The following is a 23,621-nucleotide window of genomic DNA, read 5'->3' as shown; positions in this document are numbered from 1 at the left end:
CCCCAGCTTGTCAGGAGCCGTCGCCCTCGTGGACGGGGGTCCGGGCGGTGTGGTCCAGCACCGCTGCGGCCAGCGGGGCGTGCACCGGGCGAGGCAGGGCGTGCCCCATCCCGGGAATCTCGACCAGACGGGCGTTCCGGATCACCTGGGCGAGATGGTGGGCGTGGGGCAGCGGGTAGACGGGCTCGGCCGGAGCGGCGACGACGAGGGTGGGGACGTCGTTATGGGCGAGTCGTTCGGTTCGGAGCAGTCCGGTCGCGTCGGCGAGGGCGTGCGCGGCGCCGGAGCGGCAGTGTCCGGTGTGCGCGACGATCCGGCGTTCGAGGGCGCGGGCGTCCGCGGCGTCGAAGGGGATCTCGTCGCCGCCGAGCAGCCGCCAGTGCTCGACCCGCCGGTCGAGCTCCGCCTCCAGATCCGGGTCGTCCTGTGCCGGGGCGCCCTCTGCCGGGCTCTCCTGCTCCGGCCTTCCCTGTCCCGGGCTCTCCTGTTCGAGGCGGGCCCACAGCTCCAGCAGCTGCGGTGTGGGGCCGGGCAGTTCCTCCACGGGGACCCGGGCGCCGTCCGGCGCCCGGTAGGGCGTGCTGCTCAGGGCGCCCGTGCCGATGAGGGTGGCGGTGCGCAGCCGGTCGGGGTGGTCGGCGAGGAGGAGTTGGGTGAGCGTCCCGCCCAACGACATGCCGACGACATGCGCCCGGTCGACGCGGAAGGCGTCCAGGACCGTGACGGCGTCCTCGGCGAGTGCGCTGAGCGGGTAGGGATGCTCGTCGTACGCCCAGGTGGAGCGGCCGGTGTCGCGGTGGTCGTAGCGGATCACGCGGTGGCGGGCGGCGAGGAGGTCCACGAATGCGTCCGGCCAGCCGAGTCCGGACGTCTGTGCGCCCATGATCAGCAGCAGCGGGGGCGCGTCGACGGGGCCGCGTTCCTCCGCCCAGAGCCGGATGCCGGGCGCGGCGTCGACGAAGCGTTCCATCGGTTCCTCCAGAGATACGAGACGAGACGCATCGTATTGCAGGCGGGTCGAAAAAAGACCCCGGAACGAATCCGGGGTCCGCTTTCCGTGGTCTGCACGAGAGAAGGAGGTCGGCCACCCCGGAACAGGGGGGGTGGTTCCGGGGTGGCCGTCCGGACCGGAAACGCCGGCCGCCCCGGGGGGTTTGGGGCGGGCGACCGTCCGATCGGTGTGGAGATCCGAAGCCGGAAGCTCCGGTTGTGTGCGCGAGGGCACGACCAGGTCGAAGCTGGGGAGGCCCCGGCCTGGGTTCCGCCCACAGTCCCCTGTGGGCGGGGTGTATCTCTCATCTCGGTAGAACCTACGGCAGGGGCAGGCGGTACGACAGGCCCCATTCCGTCCCGCCATCCTCCCCGCACACCTTCTTCACACCCTCTGCGGCCGGTGGGAATCAGCTGTGCGACGACGCCCGTGCTCAGATGCGCGCGAAAGCCTGCTCGATGATGTCGAGGCCCTCGTCGAGCAGGTCCTCGCCGATGACCAGCGGGGGCAGGAAGCGCAGCACGTTGCCGTAGGTGCCACAGGTCAGCACCAACAGGCCCTCCTGGTGGCAGGCCTTGGCGAGCGCGGCCGTGGCCTCGGCGTTCGGCTCCTTCGTCGTACGGTCCTTGACCAGCTCGATGGCGATCATCGCGCCGCGGCCCCGGATGTCGCCGATGACGTCGAACTTCTCGGCCATGGCGGCGAGGCGGGACTTCATCGTCGCCTCGATCGCCTTCGCCCGGGCGTTGAGGTCGAGCTCCTTCATCGTCTCGATGGAGCCCAGCGCACCGGCGCACGCGACCGGGTTGCCGCCGTAGGTGCCGCCGAGGCCGCCCGCGTGCGCGGCGTCCATGATCTCGGCGCGGCCGGTGACGGCGGCGAGCGGCAGACCGCCCGCGATGCCCTTGGCCGTCGTGATCAGGTCCGGGACGATGCCCTCGTCCTCACAGGCGAACCACTGGCCGGTGCGGCAGAAGCCCGACTGGATCTCGTCGGCGACGAACACGATGCCGTTGTCGGACGCGAACTTGCTGATGGCCGGAAGGAAGCCCTTGGCGGGCTCGATGAAGCCGCCCTCGCCGAGCACCGGCTCGATGATGATCGCGGCCACGTTGTCCGGGCCGACCTGCTTGGTGATCTGGTCGATGGCCTGCGCGGCGGCCTCGGGGCCCGCGTTCTCCGCGCCGGTGGGCCAGCGGTAGCCGTAGGCGACCGGGACGCGGTAGACCTCGGGCGCGAACGGGCCGAAGCCGTGCTTGTACGGCATGTTCTTCGAGGTCAGCGCCATGGTGAGGTTCGTCCGGCCGTGGTAGCCGTGGTCGAAGACGACGACGGCCTGGCGCTTGGTGTACGAGCGGGCGATCTTGACGGCGTTCTCGACGGCCTCGGCGCCGCTGTTGAACAGCGCGGACTTCTTGGCGTGGTCGCCCGGGGTGAGCTCGGCGAGCGCCTCGGCGACCGCCACGTAGCCCTCGTAGGGGGTGACCATGAAACAGGTGTGGGTGAAGTCGGCGAGCTGGGCGGCGGCCCGGCGCACGACGGCCTCGGCGGAGGCGCCGACGGAGGTCACGGCGATGCCGGAGCCGAAGTCGATCAGGCGGTTGCCGTCGACGTCCTCGATGATGCCGCCGCCCGCGCGCGCCGTGAAGACGGGAAGCACCGAGCCCACCCCGGCCGCGACCGCGGCGGTACGGCGGGCCTGCAGTTCCTGCGACTTCGGGCCGGGGATGGCGGTGACGACGCGGCGCTCCTGCGGAAGGGCGGTCATGAGGGGCTCCTGTGGTTCTGCGAACGGGGGGAACGGGGCGATGCGGACGCTTGCCTTCTTTTCTCGCAGGCTAGGACGGGGAACGGAGGGTGGGCATGCTCCATGTGGGCGGTGTCGGCGGGGCGGCTTGTCCGTCCTGGACAGTGCCGGCGGCGGCGCCGTGGCCGGTGATCGTCGCAGGCCCGGCCGGGTAAGCGGTGAACTCCCCTTGTGGGCGCGTTAGATTGACTCGCTGATGGTGGACGGAACGGCTGGTCAGGGGGCAGGGGCGATGGACAGCGACGGGACGCAGGACGCGCGGGGCACGCATGCGAATCCTGTGCCGCGCCCGGCGGGGCCGCCGCGGGCGCCCTCGACGCCGCCGCGCCCCGCCCAGGCGCCGGGTGTCCCACCTGCGCCGGAGCATGCCCCGCGAGCCTCGTCCGCCGTCGCCGACTGGCTCGACGAGGAGCGGCCCGCCGCGAAGCCCGGCATCTGGCGCTTCGGGTACCGGCTGCCGAAGGCGGGGCGGGCAGCGGTGGAGCGGCTCGCGCCCGTGACGGTCGTCGGCATGCTGGTCCCGCTGGTGGTGGCGCTGGTCGCGTGGTCGCTGTGGCGGCGGGGCAGCATGCCGTACCAGTTCACCCTGCTGCGGCTGTTCACCCCGGACGGCTGGTGGTGGGGCGGCACCATCGCCTCCCCGAAGACCATGGAGGGCGCCGAGGCGCGGGTCGTCTACGACGGGGTGTTCTTCGCCGTCCTCGTCTACGCCATGGGCCGGCTGGGCAGTTGGCCGCACGCCGTACGCCACTTCGTCGGCCGCCGCCCGCAGCCCGCCCGTGCCCTGCTCGCCCTGCTCGGCGCGCTCGCCACGCTGAGCTTCGTCTTCCCTGAGGCCTTCGGGGTCGGCTGGGACGCGCTGCCGGTCGTCGACCCGCTGTTCTCGCTCATCGTGCTGATCTCCGGCAGCTACGAGCTGTTCGCCTCCCCCGTGTTCACGAACACGCTGTACGCCGTCATCACGCTGCTGGTGGTGTGGCCGTTCGCCCGGTTCGGCGGCTGGTTGCCGTATCTGAAGGAACGACGGGCCTCCCGTGAGCGCCCGGCGGTCGCCCCCGCCGTGGAGCGGCCCCGCGCCCAGTGGCCCGAGCTGCGGGACGCCGGGCAGTACGAGGCGGCCGAGCTGCTGACCGGGGAGGTGGCCGCCGGGCGGATGAACGACGTCGACTGCACGCGGGTCCGGCGGGCCTGGACGGCGGGGCTGCCCGACTTCCGGGAGACCGTGCTGCGCCACGGCGGGGCGGCCTGGACGCATCCCTCCGGCGCCCGCGACCTGCCCCGGCGCACCGCCCGCCACGACCTGCTCGCCGGACAGGTGCGCATCGGCCGCTGGGTGGCCGCCGAGCGCACGCCGACGGGCTACCACGACGCGGGCGCCGCGCTCGGCCCGGACGTGCTGGGGACCTCGCTGCTGGCCGTCGGGCCGTCCGGCTCGGGCAAGACGCGCACGCTGATCGAGCCGCTGACCGAGGCGCTGGCCCTGCAGGCGCTCACCGGGTCGTGCGCCGTGGTCGCGGTGTCCTCGCCCGGCAGCGGGCCGCTCGGCGCCGACTCCGCGTTCGACGTGATCGTCCGGATCGGCGATCCGTCGTCCGTGCACGACCTCGACCCCTACGCGGAGTCCGACGACCCGGACGAGGCGGCCGCGATCCTCGCCGAGGCGCTGGTCGGCGATCTCGACACGGTGAGCGGCCAGGGCGCGGCCACGGCGCTCGCCCAGCTGCTCGGCCCGTACCGGAGCGCGCACGGCTGCTTCCCCACCCTCCCCGAGCTGCGGGAGCTGCTGGAGGGCGAGCCGGGCGCGCTGGCCGCGCTGCGGGCGGCGGTGGCCGGGGACGAGGTGATGCGCCGTGAGCTGGAGGCGCGCAGCCGGCAGACGGGCACGCCGGGCGACGTCGGCCGAGCCCTCGCCGACCGGCTGGCGCTGCTGAACCGGCCGGTGTTCGCGGAGTTCTTCGGCGGGGGCGGCAACGCGCACCGGACGTTCTCGCTGCGCGCCGTCGCCCACCATCCGCTGCGGGTGCGCATCGACCTGCCCGAGCGGGGCCACGAGGAGGCCGCCCGGCTGATCACCCGGCTGGTCCTCGCACAGTTCCACACCGTCGTACGGGAGCGGCGCGACCACTTCGTCTGTCTGGTCCTGGACGACGCGACGGGGGCGGTCACCGACGGGTCGGTGCGCCGGCTGCAGCGGCTGCGCTCGCAGAACGCGGGCGCGGTGCTCGCCCTGCGCACGATCGGCGACGTCCCCGAGGCGCTGCACGGGCCGCTGTACGGGGCCGTCGGCTGCCGGATGGCGTTCTCCGGCATCACCACCTGGGACGGCAGCAGGTTCGCGCAGACCTGGGGCACCGAGTGGGTGGAGACCACGGAGGTCGCCAAGCACACCGTCTTCGCCGACCAGCCGATGACCCGCGCCATCCACGCCCTGCGCAAGCTGGTGACCGGCAAGGCGGTGACCACGGACGCGGTGACCGTGCGCCAGGTCGAGCGGGAGCGGTGGTCGGCGTCCCAGCTGGCGCACGAGGTGCCGCCCGGGCACGCGGTGCTGTCCTTGACGAGCGTGGCGGGCGAGCACGCGCCACCGTCGCTGGTGGACCTGCGGTCCGTACAGTGAGGCAGAATCGGGGGAGGCTGTTCATACGCGGCGGACAAAAGATCACCTCTCCGACCTGAAGGCCCCATGCCTCCCACGCTCGCCTCGCTCGTCCACCACTCCGCGCTGAAGCTGACCGTGCGGGCGGGCGGGGACCGTCTGGACGTGCCGGTGCGCTGGGCGCACGTCAGCGAGCTCGCGGACCCCGTGCCGTACATGGAGGGCGGGGAGCTGCTGCTGATCACCGCGCTCAAGCTGGACGCGGAGGACCCGGAGGCCATGCGGCGCTATGTGAAGCGGCTGTCCAAGGCGGGCGTGGTCGGGCTGGGCTTCGCAGTCGGCGTCGCCTACGAGGAGATCCCGCAGGCGCTGGTGGACGCGGCCGAGGAGGAGGGCCTGCCGCTGCTGGAGGTGCCGCGCCGCACGCCGTTCCTCGCGATCAGCAAGGCGGTGTCGGCGGCGATCGCGGCCGACCAGTACCGGGCGGTGACGGACGGGTTCGCGGCCCAGCGGGAGCTGACGAAGCAGGCGTTGACGGACGGCCCGCAGGGGCTGCTCGGGGCGCTCGCCGCCCAGGTCGACGGGTGGGCGGCGCTGTACGACGCGTCGGGCGCCGTCGTGGCGGCCGCGCCGGAGTGGGCGGGCCGGCGTGCCGCGCGGCTCACGGCGGAGGTGGAGCGGCTGCGGGAGCGGCCGGCCCCGGCCTCGGCGGTCGTCGGGGGCTCCGGCGGCGCGGAGCGCTCCGGGCCCGACGAGCGCTACGACGACCGGGTCGAACTGCACTCCCTGGGCACCGGCCGGCGCCCGCGCGCCGCGCTCGCCGTCGGCACGGCGTCGGCTCTCGGCACGGCCGAGCGGTACGCCGTCCATTCGGCGATCGCGCTGCTCACCCTCGCCACGGAGCGCTCCCGCCCGCTGCAGGCGGCGCAGCAGCGGATCGGCGCGGCGGTGCTGCGCATGCTGCTGGCGGGCGAACCGGACCATGCGCGCGCCGTCGCCGGGGACCTGTACGGCGACCTGCTCGACGCCCCGTTCCGGGTGATCGTCGCCGAGCGGGCGTCGGCCGCCCGGGCACACGCCGAGCGTCAGGGGCGCGGGCCCGCGACGACGCCAGCGGACGGGCCGCACGCGCGCGTGACGCCCGGAGACGGGCCGACCGCCGAGGGGCGTGGGCCCGCGCGCGGGTCGGTCGACGCCCGGCCGGCGGTCGGCGCCGAAACGGCCCAGGATCCCTTCGGCGGTCTCACCGAAGTCGTCGAGTCGGCGGGCGCGCGGGCCGGGGAGGCCGTGCTCGTGGTGCCCCGGGGCGAGCAGCTGGTGGCGCTGGCCACGGACGGGGGCGCGGCCGTGGCGGCGTGCGCGCGGTACGCGGCGTCGCTGGAGGCGACGCGCGGGACCGGCGAGGGCGTGGACGAGGACGAGCTGGTCGTCGGCCTGTCGGCGCCGGCCGGGCCGATCGCGGCGGCAGCGGCGTACAAGCAGGCCGAGCAGGCGCTGTCCGTGGCGCGGCGCCGGGGCCGGGTCCTCGTGGAGCACGAGCAGCTCGCCGCGGGCTCCGTGCTGCCCCTCCTCGCGGACGACGCGGTGAAGGCGTTCGCGGACGGCCTGCTGCGCGCCCTGCACGAGCACGACGCGACCGGCCGCGGCGACCTGGTCGCCTCCCTGCGGGCCTGGCTCTCCCGCCACGGCCAGTGGGACGCCGCGGCGGCCGACCTGCGCGTCCACCGGCACACCCTGCGCTACCGGATGCGGCGGGTGGAGGAGATCCTCGGGCGCTCGCTGGACGACCCGGACGTCCGGATGGAGCTGTGGCTGGCGCTGAAGGCCACGACATCGGACTGACGAGCTCGTGCCTCGACGGAGACCGTCCTCAAGTCGGTCGTGTTCAGCCGAACAGCTGGGAGCCGAGCGGGTGTCGCCGGTCGAAGCCGGGGAGGATCAGGAAGGTCGCGCTGGCGGTCGTGGTGGTGAAGGGCAGCAGCGCGTCGGAGGCGTCCATGTGGGTGAGGGTGGCGGTGAAGGTCCGCAGGTCGTTCTGGAAGCTGATGAAGAGCAGGCCGGGGGCGGGGTCGTCGGTGCCGTAGGAGCGGCGGAGCATGAGGCCGACCCCGACCACGGTGGAGTGCGCTCTGCGCACGTGGGCGTCCGCGGGGACGAGATAGCGCCCGTCCGGTGTCTTGGCTCCGAGTTGCGGGCCCGAGGCGGCCGCGCCGCCGGAGAGGGGGACGCCGCTGGCCCGGCGCCGCCCGAAGACCGCTTCCTGCTCGGCTACGGACAGGGCGGCGAACCGCGGCAGGTCGAGTTCCATACGCCGCAGTACGGCAAGGGTGCCGTCGGCGACCGCCGGGGGCCCGGCCAGCCACAGGTCGCGTTGTTGTTCGGCGGTCGTGTGCGGGCCCACGATGCCGTCGATGAAACCGAGCGGGTTTCGTGGCGCGGTCAGGCCGTTGCCGACGGACACGTTCGCACCGCGGCGTGCCGACTGGCGCCAGCGTTCGCGGATGCGGTCACCGGCCTGCTCCAGGAGCGCGGCGGCGACGACCGGTAAGAGCAGCGGGTCGCCGGCGCAGATCTGTATCAGCAGGTCACCGCCGCGCGCTTGCGGGGCGATCCGCTCGCGGGAGAAGCGCGGGAGGTCGGCCGCGCCGGGCAGCGAGGCGCCGACCGTGCGCACCAGCCGGGGGCCCACGCCGACGGTCACGGTGAGGTCGCCCGGCGGCAGGCCCAGCAGCCGCCGGTCGGCGCCTGCTGTGAGGGTGCGGATGGCCTGGCCGAGTTCGGCCAGCAGCGGGCCGGGGGCCACGGTGGCCCCGAGGTCGGCCACCACGGCGAGCAGGTGGGGCTGGGCCGGCTGGGGAAGCGTGATGCCTGCCTGACGGCGGCCCGTGGCCGGAACCGGCATGGGCGTGGCCCCCGGCGCAGGGGCGTGCCGGCCTGGCTGGGCGGAGCCCGATGTGCACCCGGCGGTCAGACCGGCGACCATCATGGCGCCGGCGACATCGAGGAACGTGCGGCGGGACGGGTGGTGATCGGCTCGGCGCATGGGGTGCACAGTGCCACACCCGATTCGTATGTGCCGGTCAACTTCGCGATTCTGGCGGGGAATTGGGCGTCGTACCAGACGGGGATCATGCCAGACTGGGATCATGCCTCGATTAGCTCTGCGCGTGCTGGCGGCGGTAGTGGGCACGGTGGCACTGGTGGCCGGCTGCGGCGGTGACGGCGGATCAGGCGAAGGCCGGCGTCCGGCCGGTGCGCAGGCGACGATCCGAGTGCCTGCCGATGCCCCGACGATCTCGGCCGCGGTGTCCTTGGCCCGGCCCGGTGACCTGGTGCTGGTCGCTCCGGGGGTCTACCACGAGTCGGTGCGGCTCGACACGGCGCGCGTCACTCTTCGCGGCTTGTCCCGGGACAAGGTCGTCATCGACGGGCGGTTGCGCCAGCCGAACGGCGTCGTCGTCTCGGCGCCCGGGGTGGCCGTGGAGAACCTGACCGTGCAGAACAACACGCAGAACGGGGTCCTGGTCACCGGTTCGGCGAAGGCGGCCGCCGGACTGCCGGGGGGAGGCGGCGGTTACGACACCGGCGACGAGCCCGTCACCTTCCTGAAGTCGTTCCTGGTCTCCCACGTGACCGCGACCCGCAACGGTCTGTACGGCATCTACGCGTTCTCCGCCCAGAACGGCGTCATCGCGCACTCGTACGCGTCGGGCGGCGCCGACTCGGGGATCTATGTCGGCCAGTGCAAGCCCTGCAACATCGTGGTGCGGGACAACGTCGCCGAACTCAACGCGGTCGGTTACGAAGGCACCAACGCCAGCGAGGACATGTACGTGGTCGGCAACCGCCTGGTCGGCAACCGGGTCGGACTCACCACCAACTCCGACCACCAGGAGAAACTGCTCCCGCAGAAGGGCTCCGTCATCGCGGGCAATCTGATCGCCGCCAACCAGCAGACGGCCACCCCGGAGCAGGCCGACGGCGGGTGGGGCATCGGCGCCGGCATCGACGGCGGCAGCGACAACCGGTTCATCCGCAACCGCATCACCGGGCACCGCACCGCCGGGCTGGTGATCACCGCGACCGCCGACATGCCTCCGGTCGGCAACCAGATCGTGGACAACACGTTCACCGGCAACGGCGTCGACGTCGGCTGGACGTTCCCCACCGCCACGCGGGGACGGGGCAACTGCCTGCGGGGCAACGAGCTGCGCACCACCGTGCCCGCCCGGCTCGCGACGACCGCGGCCTGCCCGCTTCCGGCCGGGTCGTCCTCGCCGGCCGGCACGTGGGCGGCGCCGACGGCGCCCCGTGGCATCCCGTTCACCGAGGTCGCGGCGCCTGCTCCGCAGCCGCAGCTCCCCGACGCCGCCACCGCGGGCGCCACCGCCGTCCCGCCCGTCCCGGCCCTGCCGAAGACGGAGGGCATCCGGCTGCCGTCGGTGTCCCTGCTCGCCGCGAACGCGCGGGTGCAGACGTCCTGAACAGCGGCTACCGGGTCGGGGCGGTTCCGGGCGCCGGCTCGACCGGAACGTACGTGTGGGTGTCGAAGTCGATGACCACCGGCTCCGGCTGCGAACCCACGCTGACGCGGACCCGGTACATGGTGCCGTCAGAGCCGATCCAGTAGCGCACGTTGCCCGCCGTACCGGAGCGGCCGGGGGAGGACGGCCCGGTCATGACGTCCACGCGGCGGCCGTCCACCTGCTCTCGCCCCCACCAGGCGGCGCCGTTCTGCGGCAGCAGTTCGGCGTTGTCCGGCCGGTCGCCGCCGAGACCGAGCGCGATGGACAGGGAGGTGTCCAGCGCGCTGCCGGACGACAGCAGCGGACGGTCGTACCAGCCCGAACGGGGCGGCGACGCGGGTGCGTGCGCCGGGGCGTCCGTCATCGGGCGGACGCGCACCGAGGCGGGCGTCCACTGGATCAGCCCGTCGCTGGACTTGTCGCGCCCGGTGCCGTGCACCACGCCGTAACCGACCTTGCGCCGGTAGTCGACGGACCCGGTGACGGTGAGCCCTCCGGCGGCGCCCGGCACGGTGATCGTCACCGCGCGGCCCTGCGCCTGGTAGTTGAGGAATCGCGTGATCGCCAGCCGGCCCGCCTCATCCGCCGTCAGCGGGCGCGGACCGTCGGCGCCGGAGCCGCCGTCGGCGACCAGGAACGCGGCCACCGCGGCCACCCCGACGGCCACGGTTCCGATGACGGCCGCGGCCCGGCGCGACCGCGGCCATCGGCGCCGGTCGGCCGGACGACCCGGTGGGGCTTGCCGGATTCTCCCGCTCCGCACGCGGTTCGACGCTGACACTCTCCGATTCATCCTTTCGATCACCACGCCGTCCGGCCCTCGTGGACCGCCGAGACGTGATCTGCCCGTCCGCGCCGTCCTGACCGCGGACGGGCAGATCACCGTTGTGCGGTTCGTTCAGTGGTGCCGGGCGCGACGATTCCGGGTCACGAACGCGATGACCAGGCCGGCGCCCACCAGCAGACCGACGAGGCCGATCAGCTCCGCCAGCCCGGCCGTACCGGTGCTCGCCAGCGAGCCCCCGCCGCCACCGGCCGGGGTCGGCTGGTTGGCGGGCGGCGTGGAGGCCGCGGGCGGCGTCGGTGTCGGTGTCGGTGTGGGAGTCGGCGTCGGCGTTTCCTTCGGGATGTACACCCCGGCGTCGATCGTGTGATCGACCCCGCCCGGTTTGTCCGGCGCCGTGACAGGCGCGGAGCCGTTGCACAGCGGTCCGGTGGTCGGCGGGGTCACATTGGAGTCGTGCGCACGGTTGGCGCCGGCCCGCGGGAGCGTGAACCTCAGCTCGCTCGCCGGGGGCTGCTCGGGCACCCGGCTGGTGTCCGCGGTGCACACGTCGAACTGCACCGTGTACTTCGCGCCCGGCGTGAGCTCGTACGCGGCGCCGACGCCACCGAAGTAGTACTCGCCGGCGGCATCGGTCCTGGTCGTGGCGACCTGTTTGCCGTTCGCGTCCAGCAGGTTGATCGTCGCCCCGGGCAGCAGCACGTGCCCCGGGTCCTGGATCCCGTTGTGGTCGCCGTCGAACCACACGACGTTGCCGATCTGGATCGGCGCGTTCGCCGCCGCGTAGGCGATGTCACCGAGCCCGCCGGCCTTGCCGAACCCGCCTTGTTCCCGGCTGACGAACTGGAACCCGTTGGCCTTCGGGTTGTTGCCCGGGCCCTGACCGGTCGTGATGTCGTGGTATCCGGTCCCCGAGGTCGCGACGTCGACGACCGGGTCGAACTCGGTGCTGACGACCCACTGCTGCTGCGGGACATAGGCCACCGACCCCAGCGCGGTCTCCTGGTGCGCGTTGGCGTAGGAGTCGCCGGGGAAGTACTCGACGACATCGGCGGGCTGGCCGCCGTTGTTGGCGGGGGTGGCGTGGTTGGGGCAGCTTCCGGTGCCCTCCCACTGGTATTCGCCGGTGGGGGTGGCGCAGACCATGGTGATGTCACCACCGGACATGCCGTTCTCCGCCGTGTCGTTCCCCGGGCGGGGGTCCAGCCCTCCCCAGCTGAGCACGTCCATGAACCGGTCGCGGAAGCCCAGGATCATCGAGCCGTCGCGGGCGAAGGCGAGGGAGGACAGCTCCGGCTGCGGATCGATGTAGACATTGCCCGCCTTCCGGTCGTCCCACGTGTCCAGGCCGGTGTTCCACGGGTTCCAGTGGGTGGCCTTGTCGCCGGCGCCGAAGACGCTGCCGCGCTGGTACGTGAGCGGGTGGCTCAGCACCGTGGTGAACCGCTTGCCGTCGTAGGTGGAGACGAAGGCTTTCAGGTCCGCGCGCCGCTGCGTGCTCTCCGCGCTGCACACGCCGCCGACGTACAGCGTGTCGTTGTGGACCTGGAGACCGAACGGCCGCCAGTCGTCGGGGCTCGCGCACCCCGGGTCCGGGATCGGGACCGTCGACTCGGGCGCCGTGGCGGTGGCGCCGGTCGCGTCGAAGCTCACCAGGCTGCGGGTTCGCAGGTTCACGGCGTACAGCGTGGCGCCGTCCTCCGACAGGGCCAGGCCGCCGATGCTCTCCTTGCCCGGTGCGTCGGTGAACCCGGAATCCTTGATCATGTCGGCGGTGTCGTGCCGCGTGACCGTGGCGTCCGGCACCCGCGCGAACGGCTGCGGCGCACCCGAGCCGTTGACCGGCACCGTGTAGATCGCGCCCCCGCCCTGCGGCCCGTACGGGGCGTAGCGGCGGGCGAACGCGCTCTGGAACAGCCGGGTCCGGTCCTTGTCGTACGCCAGCCCGAACGTCGTGCCCACCTGGGCCTGTGTGGCCAGCGTGGTCGGGCACGCCGTATCGGCGGGACACGTGCCCCGGGTCTTCGTCCCGAACGCCACCAACGCCCGGTTGTCGGTCCCGTTGGCGCCGTTGTGGATCGGCACGAAGTACCGCGAGTCCGGCAGTGTGTAGTCGGCGGGATCCCACACCCCCGTCACCACCGAGGCGTTCTTTCCGTCCGACACGTCCACGAACGACGTGAAGCTGTCGAAGTGGTTCTCCGCCGTCGACGCGGGCGCCGCCCGCAGATAGCCGTTGTACGGCGCCGGGATGCTGACGTCCACGCGGTATCGGCCGCCGCTCAGCACGGTCGAGGGCGACACCACGACCTTTCCGGTGGCGCCCGTGACGCCGGCGACATCGTGCCCGGCGGGGTCGGAGATCTCCACCTTCATGCCCCGCTGCGGCACGTCCATCGTCGCGTTGATCACGCCGGTGCCGAAGAAGTCGCGCAGCACCTCAACCGTCAGCGTGCCGTCGGCGGTCGAAGCGGCGGCCGGTCCGGCCGTCGCTCCCACGGCGCCGCCGCCCAGCAAGAGAACAGACAACCCGATGCGCGCCGACGGCCCTACAAGCCCCCAGGCTAATCGGCGCGAGTCTCTGCCGACTCTGTTCATGGCATCACACTCCACATTTCTCTTGTCGTGAAAAGCGGAACACCCGCTTCTCGCCACACGTCCGCTTCATGAGGAAAAAGGGCCCACCGCTGTTGCGTGGACCGCTTTGTGATGATCGTTGGAGGATATTGCGGGTGAGTTGTAAGCACCGCAGGCCAGGAAAACAAACGCGCGTTCACGACCTCGGGCAGGACCGCCTCGGGTTGCGTGTCTGTGCAGCTCAATCACGGTGCTTCCCCCACCCCGGCCTCCCCGACCGTCATCGCGAGCAGCGCGCGATATCTTATCCCTGGAGTCTCGCCGTCACCAGCAGAACCCCTCGTATCCATCGGGATCCGCGATAGTCTCCGAACGCTCGGACAGTGAAGTGATGGCCGAATCTGATCCCGTCGAGTCCGAGAAACGAGACCAGGCCGGTGACCGGAGATAAAGCTCGCAGTGGCTCATGACAGCCCCCCGGCACCCCCCTATTCGGCCAAGCCGGCGGCAGCCTCGTGCATCGCGAGTTCAAGGAGCGCCGGGTCGGTCAGGGTGCCGGAGCCGTCCGGCGGGACCAGCCAGCGGACGCTCCCGGTCGAGCGGCCCGGATACGGCACGACGATCCAGGTGCCGACGCCGGCCGAGCGGATGCCGGTGCCGAGCCAGCGGGCGGCCGTGCCCGGGGCCACGAAGAACCCCATGCGGTCGTCCCCGAAGTCGACGAGCACGGGGCCCGGCCGGTCGAGGATCCGGGTCAGCACGTCGAGGGTGGGATAGCCGAGCTCGCCCGGCAGGATGAGTACGTCCCAGGCCCTGCCCGCGGGCAGCAGCGCCACCCCCAGGGGGTTGCGCTCCCATTCCCACCGGCATGCCTCGGGATCCGGTGCGACGGATGCCAGCCACTCGACCGCCGTCTTCGCCCCAGCCATAAGAAGCCCTGCCTCTCCCTCGTGAACGCATGCGCGTCACGAGGGAGAGGAGGGTTCACGGCGAGCATTACGCGGGTTCCGACGCCCCGTAGGGGTGAACCGGCTCACACCCCGTCAGCAGGGGTCAGCTGTCGAAGCCCAGGCCCAGTCGGTCCATCGTCTTCAGCCACAGGTTGCGGCGGCCGGCGTGTGCGTCGGCGCGGGCCAGGGACCACTTGGTGAGGGCGATGCCCGTCCAGGCGAACGGCTCGGGCGGGAACGGCAGCGGCTTCTTGCGGACCATCGCCAGGGACGTCCGCTCGGTGGTCTCCCCCGACAGCAGGTCCAGCATCACCTCGGCGCCGAACCGGGTGGCCCCGACGCCCAGACCCGTGTAGCCGGCGGCGTAGGCCACCTTGCCCTGGTGCGCCGTGCCGAAGAACGCCGAGAAGCGCGAGCAGGTGTCGATCGCGCCGCCCCACGCATGCGTGAAGCGGACGCCCTCCAACTGCGGGAAGCAGCCGAAGAAGTGCCCGGCGAGCTTGGCGTAGGTCTCCGGCCGGTCGTCGTACTCGGCGCGCACCCGGCCGCCGTACGGGTAGATCGCGTCGTAGCCGCCCCAGAGGATGCGGTTGTCCGCGGACAGGCGGAAGTAGTGGAACTGGTTGGCGCTGTCCCCGAGGCCCTGGCGGTTCTTCCAGCCGACCGAGTCGAGCTGTTCGGCGGTCAGCGGTTCGGTCATCAGCGCGTAGTCGTAGACCGGGACGGTGTACGCCCGCACCCGCTTGACCAGGTTCGGGAAGATGTTCGTGCCGAGGGCGACCTGCCGGGCGCGGACCGACCCGTAGGGGGTGCGTACGGCCATCCCCGCGCCGTACGGCTTCAGGCTCAGGGCGGGGGTGTGCTCGTAGACGCGGACGCCGAGGCGGGCACAGGCCTGCTTCAGGCCCCAGGCCAGCTTGGCGGGGTGCAGCATGGCCACGCCCCTGCGGTCGTACAGGCCCGCCTCGAAGGTGGGCGAGGCGACCTGCTCGCGGACCGCGTCCGCGTCCAGGAACTCCAGGCCCTCGGCGAGGCCCTTGCGGTCGAGCTCCTCGTACCAGTCGCGCAGTTCCCACGCCTGGTACGTCTGCGTCGCGACGTCGATCTCGCCGGTGCGCTCGAAGTCGCAGTCGATGCCGTGCCGGGCGATCGCCGCCTCGATCTCGTCGAGGTTGCGCCCGCCCAGCTCCTGCAGCCGGTGGATCTCGTCGGGCCAGCGGGCCAGCCCGTTGGGCAGCCCGTGGGTGAGGGAGGCCGCGCAGAAGCCTCCGTTGCGGCCCGAGGCGGCCCAGCCCACCTCGCGGCCCTCCAGCAGCACCACGTCCCGCCGTGGCTCGCGCTCCTTGGCGACGAGCGCGGTCCACAGTCCGCTGTAGCCGCCGCCGACGACCAGCAGGTCGCAGGTCTCGGCCCTGGTGAGCGCGGGCTCGGGGTGGGGCTTGCCGGGGTCTTCCAGCCAGTACGGGACCGGCTGGGCGTCGGAAAGAGAAGTGATCCACCGGTTCATGGCGCTTGGGGCCATGATGTCAACTCCCTACAGAGCCTTATGCCTTACAGGCCTTTATGCCTTTTGTTTGTGGCGACGGTTTCCGATGACCATCGACATCAGGACGAAGAGTACGGCGACGAGGAACATGGCCGTGCCGATGACGTTGATCTGAACGGGCGTTCCGCGCTGTGCCGAGCCCCAGACGAACATGGGGAAGGTGACGGTCGAGCCCGCGTTGAAATTGGTGATGATGAAATCGTCGAAGGAGAGCGCGAAGGCGAGCAGCGCGCCCGCGGCGATTCCGGGGGCCGCGATGGGCAGGGTGACGCGCAGGAAGGTCTGCGCCGGTCCGGCGTAGAGGTCCTGGGCGGCCTGCTCCAGGCGCGGGTCCATCGACATGACGCGTGCCTTGACGGCCGTCACGACGAAGCTGAGGCAGAACATGATGTGCGCGATGAGGATCGTCCAGAATCCCAACTGTGCACCCAGGTTGAGGAACAGGGTGAGCAGCGAGGCCGCCATGACGACCTCGGGCATCGCCATGGGCAGGAAGATCAGCGAGTTGACGGCGCCCCGCGCGCGGAAGCGGTAGCGGACCAGCGCGAAGGCGATCATCGTGCCGAGGACCGTGGCGCCGACGGTCGCCCAGATCGCGATCTGGAGGCTGAGCGAGAGCGAGCCGCACAGCCCGGCGACCCCGCACGGATCCTTCCAGGCGTCCGTGGAGAACTGCTGCCACTGGTAGTTGAAGCGGCCCTTCGGTTTGTTGAAGGAGAACACCGTGACGACGATGTTCGGCAGCAGGAGATAGGCGAGTGTGAGAAGTCCCGCGATGACCACGAAATGGCGCTTGAGCCAGTTGACGAAGGGCATTTAGACCAGATCCTCCGTCCCGGACCTGCGGATGTAGAAGGTGACCATGAGCAGGATCGCGGCCATGAGAATGAAGGAGAGGGCGGCAGCCGTCGGATAGTCCAGCACGCGCAGGAACTGCGTCTGGATGACGTTTCCGATCATGCGGGTGTCGGTCGAGCCGAGGAGTTCGGCGTTGACGTAGTCGCCGGCCGCCGGGATGAAGGTGAGCAGCGTGCCGGAGACCACGCCGGGCATCGACAGCGGGAAGGTGACCTTGCGGAAGGTGGTGAGGGGCTTGGCGTACAGGTCGCCCGCGGCCTCGTGCAGGCGCCCGTCGATGCGCTCCAGCGAGGTGTAGAGCGGCAGGACCATGAACGGCAGGAAGTTGTACGTCAGACCGCAGACCACCGCGAGCGGTGTGGCGAGGACGCGGTCCCCGGCGGTCCAGCCGAGCCAGCTGGTGACGTCCAGGACGTGCAGCGTGTTGAGGGCGCCGACGACCGGGCCGCCGTCCGCGAGGATCGTCTTCCAGGCGAGGGTGCGGATCAGGAAGCTGGTGAAGAACGGCGCGATCACCAGGATCATGATCAGGTTCCGCCAGCGGCCCGCGCGGAAGGCGATCAGGTAGGCGAGCGGGTAGCCCAGCACCAGGCACAGGATCGTGGCGGCGCCCGCGTAGAGGACCGAGCGCAGGAACTGCGGCCAGTACTCGCTCAGTGCGTCCCAGTAGGTCGCGAAGTGCCAGGTGACCTTGTAGCCCTCCTCCAGGGAGCCCGTCTGCACGGACGTGGAGGCCTGGTAGATCATCGGCAGCGCGAAGAACACGACGAGCCAGAGCAGCCCGGGCAGCAGCAGCCAGTACGGCGTCCACCGCCCGCGCTTGCGGGGCGGCTTGTGCGCGGGGGCCGTCGGGGAGAGCGGCGGGGGCGCCTCGGTGAGCGTCGCCATCAGAGCGCCGCCTCTTCCTGGATCCCCGCGTCGCCCGTCGTCCCGGCGAGCAGGGACTGGGCGGCGTCCAGGCCGAAGGTGTGGGCCGGGCTCCAGTGCAGGACGACGTCGGCGCCCGGGACCAGCCGGGAGTCGCGGTCGATGTTCTGGGCGTACACCTCGAACTCGGGGCAGATCGCGCTGTCGATGACGTACTGGGTGGAGACGCCGATGAACGAGGAGTTGGCGATCTTCCCGGTGATGCGGTTGCGGCCCTCGGGGATCTCGCCGGCGTCGTCGGCGTGGGTGAGGGAGATCTTCTCCGGGCGGACGCCGACCAGCACCTTGCCGCCGGTCGTCGTGGGCGCGGCACAGCGGGCCTCGGGCAGCACGAGCTTGCCGCCGCCCGCCTTCAGGACGATGTCGTCGCCGCTCTTGGAGTCGACCTCGGCCTCGATCAGGTTCGACGTGCCGAGGAAGTTGGCGACGAAGGTGGTGCCGGGGTTCTCGTAGAGGTCGGTCGGCGAGCCGAGCTGTTCGACGCGGCCCGCGTTCATCACGGCGACCGTGTCGGCCATCGTCATGGCCTCCTCCTGGTCGTGCGTGACGTGCACGAAGGTGATGCCGACCTCGGTCTGGATGCGCTTGAGCTCCAACTGCATCTGGCGGCGCAGCTTGAGGTCGAGGGCGCCGAGGGGCTCGTCGAGGAGGAGCACCTTGGGGTGGTTGATGAGGGCCCGGGCCACGGCGACGCGCTGCTGCTGGCCGCCGGAGAGCTGGTGCGGCTTCTTGCGGGCCTGCTCGCCGAGCTGGACGAGCTCCAGCATGTCCTCGACCTGCTTCTTCACGCTCTTGATGCCGCGTCGGCGCAGGCCGAAGGCGACGTTCTCGAAGATGTCGAGATGCGGGAAGAGGGCGTAGGACTGGAAGACGGTGTTCACCGGGCGCTTGTACGGCGGGAGGGCCGTGACGTCCTGGTCGCCGAGGTGGACGGTCCCGGAGGAAGGTTCCTCCAGGCCGGCGATCATGCGCAGGGTGGTGGTCTTGCCGCAGCCGGAGGCGCCGAGCAGGGCGAAGAACGAGCCCTGCGGGACGGTCAGGTCGAGCGGGTGGACGGCGGTGAAGGAGCCGTAGGTCTTGCTGATGCCGGCGAGACGGACGTCGCCGCTGCCGTTGTCCGTGGTCTTCATCGTCGTCACGCCCCAGTGAGCTTCGCGAACTGTGCTTCGTAGGCGGTCTCTTCCTTCGAGCTCAGGGAGCGGAAGGAGTGGGACTTCGCCTGCATGGCCTTGTCGGGGATGATCAGCGGGTTGTTCGCCGCATCCGCGTCGATCTTCGCAAGGGCGTCCTTCACTCCGTCGACGGGACAGACGTAGTTGATGTAGGCGGCGAGTTCGGCGGCCGGCTCCGGCTCGTAGTAGTAGTCCATGAGCCGCTCGGCGTTCGTCTTGTGCCGCGCCTTGTTGGGGATCAGCATGTTGTCGCTGGACGTCAGATAGCCGCTGTCGGGGATCACGAAGTCGACGTCCGGGCTGTCCGCCTTGAGCTGGACGACGTCGCCGGCCCAGGCGATGCAGGCCGCGAAGTCGCCGCTGGTGATGTCGGACGTGTAGTCGTTGCCGGTGAAGCGGCGGATCTGGCCGCTGTCGACGGCCTTCTGCAGGCGGGCGATGGCCGCGTCGTAGTCGTCGTCGGTGAACTTCGCCGGGTCTTTGCCCATGTCGAGCAGGGTCATGCCCATGCTGTCGCGCATCTCGGTGAGGAAGCCGACGCGGCCCTTCAGCTTGGGGTTGTCGAGCAGGTCGGAGACCGACTTCACCTCGACGCCGTCCAGCGCCTTCTTGTTGTAGGCGATGACCGTCGAGATGCCCTGCCAGGGGTAGGAGTAGGCCCGGCCCGGGTCCCAGTCGGGGCTGCGGAACTGCTGCGACAGGTTGGCGTAGGCGTGCGGCAGGTGGGAGGCGTCCAGCTTCTGGACCCACCCGAGGCGGATGAGACGGCCGGCCAGCCAGTCGGTGAGGACGATCAGGTCGCGGCCGGTGTCCTGGCCCGCGGCGAGCTGCGGCTTGATCTTGCCGAAGAACTCGTTGTTGTCGTTGATGTCCTCGGTGTACTTGACCTTGATGCCGGTGCGTCGGGTGAAGGCGTCGAGCGTGGGGTGGTGCTTGCCGCTGTCGTCGACGTCCATGTACTCGGTCCAGTTGGAGAAGTTCACGGTCTTCTCCTGCGCCGAGTGGTCCTCGGCGGACGTGCCGCCCTCGGACTTGCCGGCCGCGGGGATCCCGCAGGCACTGAGTGCCCCGAGGCCGCCGAGGGTGAGCGCGCCGCCGGCGGAGGCGCGCAGCAGCGACCGGCGGGTCATGGCCGCCCTGCCGTTGCGGAAGCTGCGCCGTATGGCGGCCAGTTGGGCCGGGCTCAGGCGGTCGGGCTCGTACTGCTCCATGCGCGTGGTGCCCTTTCGGGAGGTCCGGCCGTGGTCGGCGGCCGTTCGTCGTCGCTTGTCAGTCGTCGCTTACGCGTCCCCGAAGACGGTGCGGTGCCAGGGCTTCCTCACCACCGCCGTGTTATCGAACATTACGTGTTTGATCTGGGTGTACTCCTCGAACGAGTACGCCGACATGTCCTTGCCGAAGCCGGACGCCTTGTAGCCGCCGTGCGGCATCTCGCTGATGATCGGGATGTGATCGTTGATCCACACGCACCCGGCCTTGATCTCGCGTGTCGCCCGGTTCGCCCGGTAGACGTCCCGGCTCCACGCGGAGGCCGCGAGCCCGTACGGGGTGTCGTTGGCGAGCGCGATGCCCTCGTCGTCACTGTCGAACGGCAGGACGACCAGGACCGGCCCGAAGATCTCGGCCTGGACGATCTCGCTGTCCTGGGCCGCGTCCGCGATCAGGGTGGGCAGATAGTAGGCGCCGTTCTTGAGCTCGCCCTGCGGGGCCTCGCCGCCGGTCACCACGCGCGCGTAGCCACGCGCCCGGTCGACGAAGGCGGCGACGCGGTCGCGCTGGACGTGCGAGACCAGCGGGCCGAGGTCGGTGCCGGGGGCGAAGGGGTCGCCGAGCCGGACGGTCTCCATCAGGGCGGCCGTCCGCTCGACGAACGCCTCGTAGAGAGGCCGCTGCACGTACGCGCGCGTGGCGGCCGTGCAGTCCTGCCCGGTGTTGATGAGCGCGCCCGCGACCGCGCCGTTGGCGGCGGCCTCCAGGTCGGCGTCGTCGAAGACGACGAAGGGCGCCTTGCCGCCGAGCTCCAGGTGGAGCCGCTTGACGGTCGCGGTGGCGAGTTCGGCGACGCGCTTGCCGACGGCGGTGGAGCCGGTGAAGGAGGTCATGGCGACATCGGGGTGCCCGACGAGGTGCTCGCCCGCCTCCTTCCCGGTCCCGTTGACGATGTTGACGACCCCGTCGGGGAGGCCGGCCTCCGTCGCCGCCCGGGCGAAGAGAAGCGAGGTGAGCGGGGTGAGCTCGGCGGGCTTGAGCACGATGGTGTTGCCCGCGGCGATCGCCGGGAGGATCTTCCAGGCGGCCATCTGGAGGGGGTAGTTCCAGGGGGCGACGGAGCCGACGACGCCGATGGGTTCGCGGCGGACGTAGGAGGTGTGGTCGCCGGAGTACTCGCCCGCGGACTGGCCCGCGAGGTGACGGGCGGAGCCGGCGAAGAAGGCGGTGTTGTCGATCGTCCCCGGGACGTCGAACTCGCGGGTCAGCTTCAGCGGTTTGCCGCACTGGAGGGACTCGGCGCGGGCGAAGTCCTCCGCACGGTCGGCGAGGACGGCGGCGAGGCGGTGCAGGGCGTCCGAGCGCTCGCCGGGCGTGGCGCCGGACCAGCCCGGGAAGGCGGCGCGGGCGGCGGCGACGGCCGCGTCCACGTCGTCCGCGCCCGCCGGCGTGTAGGTGAAGACCTCCTCGCCGGTCGCGGGGTCGATCACGGCGTGGGTCCGGCCGGACGTGCCGTGGGTGAGACGGCCTCCGATGTACTGAGCGCCGTCCGCGAAACGTTCCTGTGCGGGGAACCGGTCCTGCATGTCGCTCTCCTCCGCCTTCGCCCCGCCCTGCGCGAGGGCGGGTGGCGTAGCTCCGGCCTGATTTGATTGCCGATCCTGACAGAGCGAGGGCACTCCAACAAGTGATTCCGTTGTTGCCTTTTGGTTACGCGACGAAATCTGTCGACGGGGGTCGACCAGGTGTCGAGTGGGGACGGAAAAGGCGGGACGCAGTGTCGGTGGCGGCTGCCATGCTGGCCTGCATGGAGACGATCGATGGTCGGGACGCCCTGGTCAGGGAGGCCCGGGCGGGGGCGAGGATCAAGTACCTGCACTTCTGGGGGCACCGGCCGAGGCCGGACGGCCAGGTGGGGCCGAGCTGTCTGAGCCAGTGGTGGCCGTCACCGTTCGTGGTCGACGGGGTCACGTATGCCACGGCCGAGCACTGGATGATGGCCGGGAAGGCGCGGCTTTTCGAAGACGCGGAGGCGGAACGGCGGGCGCTGGCCGCCGGGTCCCCCGCCCAGGCGAAGAAGGTGGGGCGGCTGGTGCGCGGCTTCGACGAGGCGGTCTGGGAGCGGGAGCGGTTCCGGATCGTGGTCGAGGGCAGCGTCCACAAGTTCGCCTCCGACGCCGGGCTGCGGGCGTTCCTGCTGGGCACCGGCACACGGGTGCTGGTCGAGGCGAGCCCCATGGACCGCGTGTGGGGCATCGGCCTGGCGGCCGACGACGAGGCGGCGATGAACCCGGAGCGCTGGCGAGGCCTGAACCTCCTGGGCTTCGCCCTGATGGAGGCCCGACAGCGCCTGAGAACACAAACCTGAACGCCCCCGACCGAGCCCGCCTGGCTCCCCCGGCTCCTGCGGGCGCCGACCCCGCCCTGCCGGGTTCCTTCCTGATCCTGCCGCGCCCTGCCCGGTCCTGCAGGGTCGGCCCGGTCCTGCCGGGCCCCACCCGGTCCTGGTCCTGCCTGGTCCCGGTCCTGCCTGGTCCCGGTCCTGCTTGGTACTGCAAGGGTCGGCCCGGTCCTGCCGGGGTTTGCCGGCGTCTGCGCCAGGACCAGTCGGGGTCTGTGCCCGGGACCGGTCGGGGGCTGCGGCTCGGGGCGGCAGGGCCTCAGCGGGGTCTCAAGGGGCCACGATCACCAGGATGCCCAGGCCGGTGGCCAGGACTATGCCTGCGGTGCCGCAGATGATGCCGGCCAGTGCCTGGCCGGGGTTCGAGGCCTCACCGCGTTTGGCCTTGCCGCGGCCGACCGCGCCGAAGACGACGCCCAGGATGCCGAGGACGATCGCCACCGGCCACAGGCAGAAGGCGACGGCCGAGATGATCCCGAGCACGAGCCCGGCGACGCCCATGCCGTTGCTCTCCCCGGCCCCGGGCCCGGCCCAGCCGTAGGGACCGGGAGCGCCGCCCCCGTAGTGGGGCTGGGAGGGGTAGCCGTAGCCGCCGGGATAGCCGTACGGGATCTGTCCGGGCCCGTCGGGTGCGATCGGCGGCGGCGGGATCGCACCGCCCTGGGCGGGAGGTGCGAAGGGGTGGGGCGGCGGGCCGCCGGCGGCCGTCGCGGGGTCGGGCGGCGGGAAGGACCCGAGCGGACCGTGGGCCTGCGGGCCCCCGAAGGCGCCGTCCGCGGGCAGCGAGGTGACCGTCCGCTGGTCGTGGACGAACGGCGGGAAGGGGGCCGGAGCCAGGGGTTCGTGCGCGGCGACGGTGTGGCCGGGGCCGCTCTGCCCGCTGTCGCCCGGAGCGGCCCAGGGGTTCGGCGCGGCGGGAGAAGCGGCTGCGGCAGCGGCGGCAGCAGCAGCACCGGCAGGGCTGTCCGTGGCGCCCGAGTCCGTCGGGCCCTTGTCCAACGGCACCCTGGGTACCGCGTCCTGCGGACCGGCTGCGTCGTCGGAAGCGGGCGCGGGCCACGGGTCGCGGGCGGCGTCACCGGCCGGAGTCGGCGCGTCGTCGGGCATGCGTGGATCCCCTCCTGTCACCTTCTGGCAAGCGTGCGCGTTCCGTCCCGCGTTCCGTCATCCGAACACCGTTCCGTCCCGCGTACGCTCCGTCATGCTACGGCCCACAGCTGGTGGATGGGGGCGGCGGGCGCGGGAGGGGGCCGCCTACGATGATCCCGACTCATCGA

At 71.8% G+C, this 23,621-nt stretch carries 17 protein-coding genes; 4 read left to right on the top strand and 13 right to left on the bottom strand.

Going from position 1 to position 23,621, the window contains the following annotated elements; translation table 11 throughout:
* Positions 1-10: 10 nt before the first annotated feature.
* Both ACIBAF_RS24080 and gabT read right to left on the bottom strand, forming a co-directional pair.
* Entirely contained in the window at positions 11-970 is a 960-nt protein-coding gene (locus tag ACIBAF_RS24080) for an alpha/beta fold hydrolase (RefSeq protein ID WP_399465546.1), read from the bottom strand.
* Positions 971-1,424: 454 nt separating this feature from the next.
* Complete coding sequence (gabT, locus tag ACIBAF_RS24075) at positions 1,425-2,759, bottom strand: 4-aminobutyrate--2-oxoglutarate transaminase (protein WP_399465545.1); 1,335 nt, start codon at positions 2,757-2,759, stop codon at positions 1,425-1,427.
* Between the two features lie 271 nt (positions 2,760-3,030).
* On the opposite strand from gabT, the gene ACIBAF_RS24070 reads away from it, so the two are divergent.
* Together ACIBAF_RS24070 and ACIBAF_RS24065 are read left to right on the top strand one after the other, a co-directional pair.
* Complete coding sequence (locus ACIBAF_RS24070) at positions 3,031-5,415, top strand: ATP/GTP-binding protein (protein WP_399465544.1); 2,385 nt, start codon at positions 3,031-3,033, stop codon at positions 5,413-5,415.
* 66 nt (positions 5,416-5,481) lie between these two features.
* Positions 5,482-7,236, top strand: a complete 1,755-nt coding sequence (locus tag ACIBAF_RS24065) for a PucR family transcriptional regulator (RefSeq protein WP_399465543.1) — start codon at positions 5,482-5,484, stop codon at positions 7,234-7,236.
* 43 nt (positions 7,237-7,279) lie between these two features.
* Here the strand turns inward: ACIBAF_RS24065 and ACIBAF_RS24060 are convergent, their stop codons facing one another.
* Complete coding sequence (locus ACIBAF_RS24060) at positions 7,280-8,437, bottom strand: Dyp-type peroxidase (RefSeq protein ID WP_399465542.1); 1,158 nt, start codon at positions 8,435-8,437, stop codon at positions 7,280-7,282.
* A gap of 103 nt (positions 8,438-8,540) precedes the next feature.
* Between ACIBAF_RS24060 and ACIBAF_RS24055 the strand changes: the two genes are divergently transcribed.
* A complete protein-coding gene (locus ACIBAF_RS24055) occupies positions 8,541-9,878 on the top strand; it encodes a right-handed parallel beta-helix repeat-containing protein (RefSeq protein ID WP_399465541.1) in 1,338 nt (445 codons plus the stop codon).
* Between the two features lie 7 nt (positions 9,879-9,885).
* Here ACIBAF_RS24055 and ACIBAF_RS24050 read toward each other — a convergent pair whose 3' ends face one another.
* The 9 genes from ACIBAF_RS24050 to ACIBAF_RS24010 form a co-directional block, all read right to left on the bottom strand.
* Positions 9,886-10,566, bottom strand: a complete 681-nt coding sequence (locus ACIBAF_RS24050) for a hypothetical protein (RefSeq protein WP_399465623.1) — start codon at positions 10,564-10,566, stop codon at positions 9,886-9,888.
* Between the two features lie 252 nt (positions 10,567-10,818).
* Positions 10,819-13,203, bottom strand: a complete 2,385-nt coding sequence (locus ACIBAF_RS24045; RefSeq protein WP_399465622.1) for an SdrD B-like domain-containing protein — start codon at positions 13,201-13,203, stop codon at positions 10,819-10,821.
* A 566-nt stretch (positions 13,204-13,769) separates the two neighbouring features.
* Complete coding sequence (locus ACIBAF_RS24040) at positions 13,770-14,210, bottom strand: hypothetical protein (protein ID WP_399465540.1); 441 nt, start codon at positions 14,208-14,210, stop codon at positions 13,770-13,772.
* A 124-nt stretch (positions 14,211-14,334) separates the two neighbouring features.
* The gene (locus tag ACIBAF_RS24035; protein WP_399465538.1) at positions 14,335-15,753 is read right to left on the bottom strand and encodes an NAD(P)/FAD-dependent oxidoreductase; all 1,419 of its coding nucleotides are present in this window, start codon (positions 15,751-15,753) and stop codon (positions 14,335-14,337) included.
* A gap of 39 nt (positions 15,754-15,792) precedes the next feature.
* Positions 15,793-16,593 carry an ABC transporter permease gene (locus tag ACIBAF_RS24030; protein ID WP_399465537.1) on the bottom strand — a complete coding sequence of 267 codons (801 nt, stop codon included), beginning with the start codon at positions 16,591-16,593 and terminating at the stop codon, positions 15,793-15,795.
* Entirely contained in the window at positions 16,594-17,523 is a 930-nt protein-coding gene (locus tag ACIBAF_RS24025; RefSeq protein ID WP_399465536.1) for an ABC transporter permease, read from the bottom strand.
* Positions 17,523-18,692, bottom strand: a complete 1,170-nt coding sequence (locus ACIBAF_RS24020; RefSeq protein WP_399465621.1) for an ABC transporter ATP-binding protein — start codon at positions 18,690-18,692, stop codon at positions 17,523-17,525. Before ACIBAF_RS24020 ends, ACIBAF_RS24025 begins: the two co-directional genes overlap by 1 nt.
* Positions 18,693-18,697: 5 nt before the next feature.
* Positions 18,698-19,945 carry a PotD/PotF family extracellular solute-binding protein gene (locus ACIBAF_RS24015; protein ID WP_399465535.1) on the bottom strand — a complete coding sequence of 416 codons (1,248 nt, stop codon included), beginning with the start codon at positions 19,943-19,945 and terminating at the stop codon, positions 18,698-18,700.
* 69 nt (positions 19,946-20,014) lie between these two features.
* Entirely contained in the window at positions 20,015-21,529 is a 1,515-nt protein-coding gene (locus tag ACIBAF_RS24010; RefSeq protein ID WP_399465534.1) for a gamma-aminobutyraldehyde dehydrogenase, read from the bottom strand.
* A gap of 221 nt (positions 21,530-21,750) precedes the next feature.
* Between ACIBAF_RS24010 and ACIBAF_RS24005 the strand changes: the two genes are divergently transcribed.
* Positions 21,751-22,311, top strand: coding sequence for an NADAR family protein (locus ACIBAF_RS24005; RefSeq protein ID WP_399465533.1), 561 nt, complete (start codon positions 21,751-21,753; stop codon positions 22,309-22,311).
* Positions 22,312-22,614: 303 nt separating this feature from the next.
* Here ACIBAF_RS24005 and ACIBAF_RS24000 read toward each other — a convergent pair whose 3' ends face one another.
* Positions 22,615-23,451, bottom strand: coding sequence for a DUF4190 domain-containing protein (locus ACIBAF_RS24000; RefSeq protein ID WP_399465532.1), 837 nt, complete (start codon positions 23,449-23,451; stop codon positions 22,615-22,617).
* Between the last annotated feature and the right edge of the window lie 170 nt (positions 23,452-23,621).

Source organism: Streptomyces sp. NPDC051677 (assembly GCF_044453465.1).
Lineage (GTDB): Bacteria > Actinomycetota > Actinomycetes > Streptomycetales > Streptomycetaceae > Streptomyces.
Note: the sequence above shows the minus strand (reverse complement) of the source record. Positions and strands in the feature narration are given on the sequence as shown.

Excerpts from the sequence above, each read along its gene's own strand:
- ACIBAF_RS24040 (WP_399465540.1), bottom strand. The coding sequence starts at position 14,210 with ATGGCTGGGGCGAAGACGGCGGTCGAGTGGCTGGCATCCGTCGCACCG.
- ACIBAF_RS24060 (WP_399465542.1), bottom strand. The coding sequence starts at position 8,437 with ATGCGCCGAGCCGATCACCACCCGTCCCGCCGCACGTTCCTCGATGTC.
- ACIBAF_RS24030 (WP_399465537.1), bottom strand. The coding sequence starts at position 16,593 with ATGCCCTTCGTCAACTGGCTCAAGCGCCATTTCGTGGTCATCGCGGGA.
- ACIBAF_RS24015 (WP_399465535.1), bottom strand. The coding sequence starts at position 19,945 with ATGGAGCAGTACGAGCCCGACCGCCTGAGCCCGGCCCAACTGGCCGCC.
- ACIBAF_RS24055 (WP_399465541.1), top strand. The coding sequence starts at position 8,541 with ATGCCTCGATTAGCTCTGCGCGTGCTGGCGGCGGTAGTGGGCACGGTG.
- gabT (WP_399465545.1), bottom strand. The coding sequence starts at position 2,759 with ATGACCGCCCTTCCGCAGGAGCGCCGCGTCGTCACCGCCATCCCCGGC.
- ACIBAF_RS24000 (WP_399465532.1), bottom strand. The coding sequence starts at position 23,451 with ATGCCCGACGACGCGCCGACTCCGGCCGGTGACGCCGCCCGCGACCCG.
- ACIBAF_RS24070 (WP_399465544.1), top strand. The coding sequence starts at position 3,031 with ATGGACAGCGACGGGACGCAGGACGCGCGGGGCACGCATGCGAATCCT.
- ACIBAF_RS24005 (WP_399465533.1), top strand. The coding sequence starts at position 21,751 with ATGGAGACGATCGATGGTCGGGACGCCCTGGTCAGGGAGGCCCGGGCG.
- ACIBAF_RS24020 (WP_399465621.1), bottom strand. The coding sequence starts at position 18,692 with ATGAAGACCACGGACAACGGCAGCGGCGACGTCCGTCTCGCCGGCATC.
- ACIBAF_RS24010 (WP_399465534.1), bottom strand. The coding sequence starts at position 21,529 with ATGCAGGACCGGTTCCCCGCACAGGAACGTTTCGCGGACGGCGCTCAG.
- ACIBAF_RS24065 (WP_399465543.1), top strand. The coding sequence starts at position 5,482 with ATGCCTCCCACGCTCGCCTCGCTCGTCCACCACTCCGCGCTGAAGCTG.
- ACIBAF_RS24080 (WP_399465546.1), bottom strand. The coding sequence starts at position 970 with ATGGAACGCTTCGTCGACGCCGCGCCCGGCATCCGGCTCTGGGCGGAG.
- ACIBAF_RS24035 (WP_399465538.1), bottom strand. The coding sequence starts at position 15,753 with ATGGCCCCAAGCGCCATGAACCGGTGGATCACTTCTCTTTCCGACGCC.
- ACIBAF_RS24025 (WP_399465536.1), bottom strand. The coding sequence starts at position 17,523 with ATGGCGACGCTCACCGAGGCGCCCCCGCCGCTCTCCCCGACGGCCCCC.